The sequence below is a fragment of the Clostridium sp. genome (assembly GCF_029267215.1).
Taxonomy (GTDB): Bacteria; Bacillota; Clostridia; order Clostridiales; family Clostridiaceae; genus Sarcina.
The window spans coordinates 1-4,771 of record NZ_JARIDH010000015.1 but is presented as its reverse complement, the minus strand read 5'-3'; the positions used below and the strand labels follow the sequence as shown (position 1 = coordinate 4,771).

The window sequence follows — 4,771 nt, the reverse complement described above, 5'->3', positions numbered from 1 at the left end:
TTATAAAAATTCCTTATATAAAGGTGGTGAAACTTTGGCAATAGAAGCAATAAAAGAAATTAAAAAAGTTGAATTGCAAGCTGATGAAATGATTAAAAAAGCTCATGAGCAAAGCAAAAAAATAATTTCTGATGCAACAATAGAAGCTGATGAAAGATATAACTCAATAATAGAAGAAGCTAAAAATGTTGCAAGAGGAATTGTTAGCAATGCAGAGGAAGCCGGAAGAAAAGAGGCTGAGGTCATACTTTCAGAAGGTGAAAAACAATGTGCTGAGGTATCAAGTCTTAAAGGTTCTAAGATTGATTCAGCAGTAAATTTAGTTATTGAGAGGATTGTGAAAACTAATGGCAATAGTTAAGATGAATAAATTCACCTTACTTGCCTTTGAATCAGAGAAAGAAAAGCTTCTTAAAAAAATTCAAAGTTCTTCAGAAGTTGAGTTCATAAACTTACAAGATGAAGAAAAAGTGGAAGGCAATGAAGTCTTTGAATCTCTTAGCAAAGATGATTTAGATGCTGAAACAACTCTTATAGAAGAAAATGTTTCAAAAACAAGATCAGCTTTAGACTTCTTAAAAGAGTTTGTTGCTGAAGTTGGAGGATTTAAGGCTTTAAAAGCTGGTAAAGAAAGCTTAACTTTGGATGAGCTAGAAGTAAAGGTTGAAAATAGCAACTGGGAAGTCGTTTATTCAGAGGTTAAGAAAATGGAGAGAGAGCTTGCTACTCTAGAAAACGAAAAGACAAAACTTTTAGGTGAAATAGAAATCTTAGAGCCATGGCAAAGTTTCGATGCTCCACTAGGTGAATTAAATAGTTTTGAAAAAGTAGTTACATTCTTAGGTGTAATTTCAAGTCAAAATCTTGAAAACATGAAGAATGAAATTGAAAGCGAATTCAAGGAAAGTTATATAGAAGTTATTTCTAACACTGACCAAGATTCATATGTCTTTGTAATGACAATGAAAGAAAGAGCTGAAGAAATGGATGAAGTTTTAAAGAACTTTGGTTTTTCAGCATTCCAAACTAAGTACAAAGAAAAAGCTTCAGTTCTTGTTGAAGAGTTTAAATTAAAAATAAAAGAAATCGAAGCTCAAAAAGCAGACTTAAGAGGAGTACTTTCAAATTACAGAGAAGAAAAGAGAACTTTAGAATTAGCTTATGAATATTACAGCAACATACTTATTAGAAAAGAAGCTAGTGAAAACTTCTTAAAAACAGATAAAGTAGTTGTTATTCAAGGTTGGGTTCCAAAGAATGATAATTTTTCTTTAGAAGGAATTATACAGAGTTCAGTAGGAGATATGTATTATCTTGAATTTGAAGAAGTTAAAGAAGATGAAATTGCAGAAGTTCCAGTTAAATTACACAATAAGGGACCAGCAGCAGCTTTCGATTCAATAACAGAAATGTATAGCTTACCAAGATATGATGAAATAGACCCTACACCACTTTTAACACCTTTCTACCTAGTATTCTTTGGCATGATGGTTGCAGACTTAGGATACGGACTAGTATTATTTGCAGGATCACTATTAGCTATGAAATTACTTAATTTAGATGAGGCACAAGAAAAGTTTGCTAAATTCTTTATGTATTTAAGTATAGCTACAACTATTGCAGGTGCAATATTTGGTACTGCCTTTGGATTTGAATTGAAATTTGGACTTATAAATCCAAGTAAAGATACCAACTTGTTACTAATTTTATCAGTTGGATTTGGGGTTATTCAAATATTCTTTGGATTATTTATAAAAGCGTACATGTTAATCAGAGATAAGCAATATTTATATGCTTTATTTGATGTAGGATCATGGATTATGCTTTTAATAGGTCTTCCAATGATATTCTTTGATGGCCCTATAAGCTTAGTAGGTAAAGGATTATCAATAGTAGGTTCAATATTAATAATCTTAACACAAGGTAGAGATGAAGAAACAAAAGGTGCTCAAATAGGTCAAGGTTTATATGCCTTATACGGTATAACAGGATACGTAGGAGACTTAGTATCATATACAAGACTTATGGCTTTAGGTATTGCAGGTGGATCAATAGCAGCTGCACTTAATCTAATAATAGGTATGTTCCCAGGAATAGCAGTTATAGTTGTAGGACCTTTATTCTTTATAGCGGCTCATACATTTAATATGCTTTTATCATTACTTGGAGCATATGTTCACACAGCGAGATTACAGTACGTTGAGTACTTCTCAAAATTCTATGAAGGTGGCGGAAAAGCATTCACACCATTTAGAACAATAAATAAATTCATAACAATAAAAAGAAATAAATAAATTATAGTTAAAATTAAATTAAAATAACATTATATTTTCAGGAGGAATTAAATTATGGAAAACTGGATTTCATATTTTATGGCAAATTACGGAGGATTAATATTTGGAGCTTTTGGAATAGCATTAGCTGTAGGTATGTCAGGTATAGGATCAGCTAAAGGTGTTGGTATAGTTGGGGAAGCAGCAGCGGGATTAGTTACTGAAGAACCAGAAAAGTTTGGTAAAGCATTAGTTCTTGAATTATTACCAGGTACACAAGGTCTTTATGGATTCGTTATAGGTTTCTTAGTATTTAACCAAATCAGTAATGGTGATGCATCATTAGCTAAAGGATTATACTTATTATTTGCTTGTTTACCAATAGCTATCGCTGGATTATGGTCAGGTATATCTCAAGGTAAAGCAGCTGCAGCTGGTATCCAAATCTTAGCTAAAAGACCAGAGCACAATACTAAAGGTATCATATTCGCAGCAATGGTTGAAACATATGCATTATTAGGATTCGTTATATCATTCTTATTAGTAAATGGTGCAAGCGTAATACAATAATAGTAAGCAAAGATTGGAGAAGTGAAGGGAATGTCAAATTTAAATAATTTAACTTCCAAGATTCTAAATGATGCTGAAGAAAAGAAAAAGTATATATTAGCTGAGGCTGAAGCACAAAAAGAGAAGATTGTATCTAAGAAAGCAAATAATGCTGAAGCAGAAAAAGAAGAAATAATAAAGAAAGCTAATATAGAAGCTGAAGTTAAGAAAGCAAGAATAATTTCAAATGCTAAATAATCAGAAAGAAATGATGTATTAAAAGCTAAGCAAGAAGTTATATCAAATATCTTCCATAAAGCTATAGAAACATTACAAAATATTTCAAAAGAAGAATATGTATCTTACATTACTTCAACTTTAAATTCATTAGATTTAGAAGGAAATGAAGTTATTATAATCAATGAAAAAGATAAAGATATATTTAGCAAAGAGTTCTTGGAAGCATTAAATAAAGAACTTGAATCTAAAGGAATAAAAGGAAGTATTACATTAAATATGGAAGGCAAATTTAATGGTGGCTTCATATTAGATAGAAATGGAATACAAATAAATAATACCTTTGAAGCTTTAATTAACTCTTTAAGAGGAGAGTTAGAGTCTGAGGTGAACAAAGTATTATTTGATTAAGGAGGATGAATAATGGATTCAATGCAATTTTTGCAATTAATTCCTAGAATCAGAGTATACGAAAAGAAACTCCTTGATAAAGCTCAAATAGAAAGAATGATAGATGCAAACAGTTCAGAAAGTGCATTAAAAGTTCTACAAGAAACAGAGTATGCAGCATTTATGAATGAAGTAAGAAGACCAGAAGATTATGAGATTCTTTTATCAAATGAATTAGTTAGATTATATAAAACTATGTATGAAGCTAGTCCATTAAAAGGAATCATAGATGTTATGGCTTTAAAATATGACTATCATAACATAAAGGTATTAGTAAAGGGGAAAATCTTAAATAAAGATTTTTCCCAAATGTTAATACCGGTTGGAATGATAGGAATAAATGACTTAAAATCTGCAATAAATGGAGAGGATTTTGGTAGACTTCCTAAGAAAATGGAAGAGTGCTCAAAGAAGATATTTGAAAAGTACGAGGAAACTAAAGATCCTCAGTTTATAGATTTAATAGCAGATCAATACTTATATGCTCATATTCATGAAATAGCAAACAAAAAAGAAATAAAAGATAAGGCTTTAGATAGATACCTTAATAATCTTATTGATTTAAATAATGTTAAAACATTATTAAGAACTAAGAAGCAAGATAAGAATGTTAACTTCTTCTTAGATGCTATAGTACCAGGTGGTAGTATAGATTCTAGTAAGTTTAGAAATATATATATAGATACAATAGAGAATATTCCAAATAACTTAAGTAGTAAAGAATATTCAAATGTTGTAAGAGAAGGTATAGCTAGTTACATAGAAACTTCATCAGTTAGTGAGTTTGAAAAACTTATTGATAACCATATAATGAGTATAATGAAAGAAGCTAAAATAGTAACTAAAGGTTTAGAGCCGGTTCTAACATATATGTATGTTAAAGAGAATGAAATAAAGCAAATAAGAACTATCATGGTTGGTAAATTAAACAATATTACTAAGGAAGTAATAAGAGAAAGGCTGCGTGATGGATATGTATAAGAAAATTGGAGTTGTAGGTGATAAAGACTCAGTTTTAGCATTTAAAGCTTTAGGAATAGATGTATTCCCAGTAGTTGAAGATGAAGAAGCTAGGAAAACAATTGATAAGCTTGCAATGACAGGTTATGCAGTAATCTTTGTTACAGAACACGTTGCTAAGAATATAGAAGAAACTATCGAGAGATATACAAGACAAGTACTTCCTGCTGTAATATTAATTCCAAGCAATCAAGGAACTCTAAATATAGGAAAACAAAGAATATCAGATAACGTTGAAAAAG

General features: G+C 30.4%; 5 protein-coding genes and 1 pseudogene. All 6 read left to right on the top strand.

The window, feature by feature from the left end:
* Positions 1-361 (top strand): hypothetical protein (locus tag Q1K13_RS01215; protein WP_300347033.1); only part of this gene is annotated, 361 nt, incomplete at its 5' end.
* A complete protein-coding gene (locus tag Q1K13_RS01210) occupies positions 348-2,294 on the top strand; it encodes a V-type ATP synthase subunit I (protein WP_300347030.1) in 1,947 nt (648 codons plus the stop codon). The genes Q1K13_RS01215 and Q1K13_RS01210, both read left to right, overlap by 14 nt.
* Before the next feature lie 54 nt (positions 2,295-2,348).
* Positions 2,349-2,843: a V-type ATP synthase subunit K gene (locus Q1K13_RS01205; RefSeq protein WP_003456004.1), complete on the top strand. Its 495-nt coding sequence runs from the start codon at positions 2,349-2,351 to the stop codon at positions 2,841-2,843.
* Between the two features lie 30 nt (positions 2,844-2,873).
* A pseudogene (locus Q1K13_RS01200) lies at positions 2,874-3,470 on the top strand (V-type ATP synthase subunit E).
* A gap of 12 nt (positions 3,471-3,482) precedes the next feature.
* Positions 3,483-4,490, top strand: a complete 1,008-nt coding sequence (locus Q1K13_RS01195; RefSeq protein WP_300346980.1) for a V-type ATP synthase subunit C — start codon at positions 3,483-3,485, stop codon at positions 4,488-4,490.
* Positions 4,477-4,771, top strand: a 295-nt coding sequence (locus Q1K13_RS01190; RefSeq protein ID WP_300346977.1) for a V-type ATP synthase subunit F, incomplete at its 3' end; no start/stop codon positions are given. The genes Q1K13_RS01195 and Q1K13_RS01190, both read left to right, overlap by 14 nt.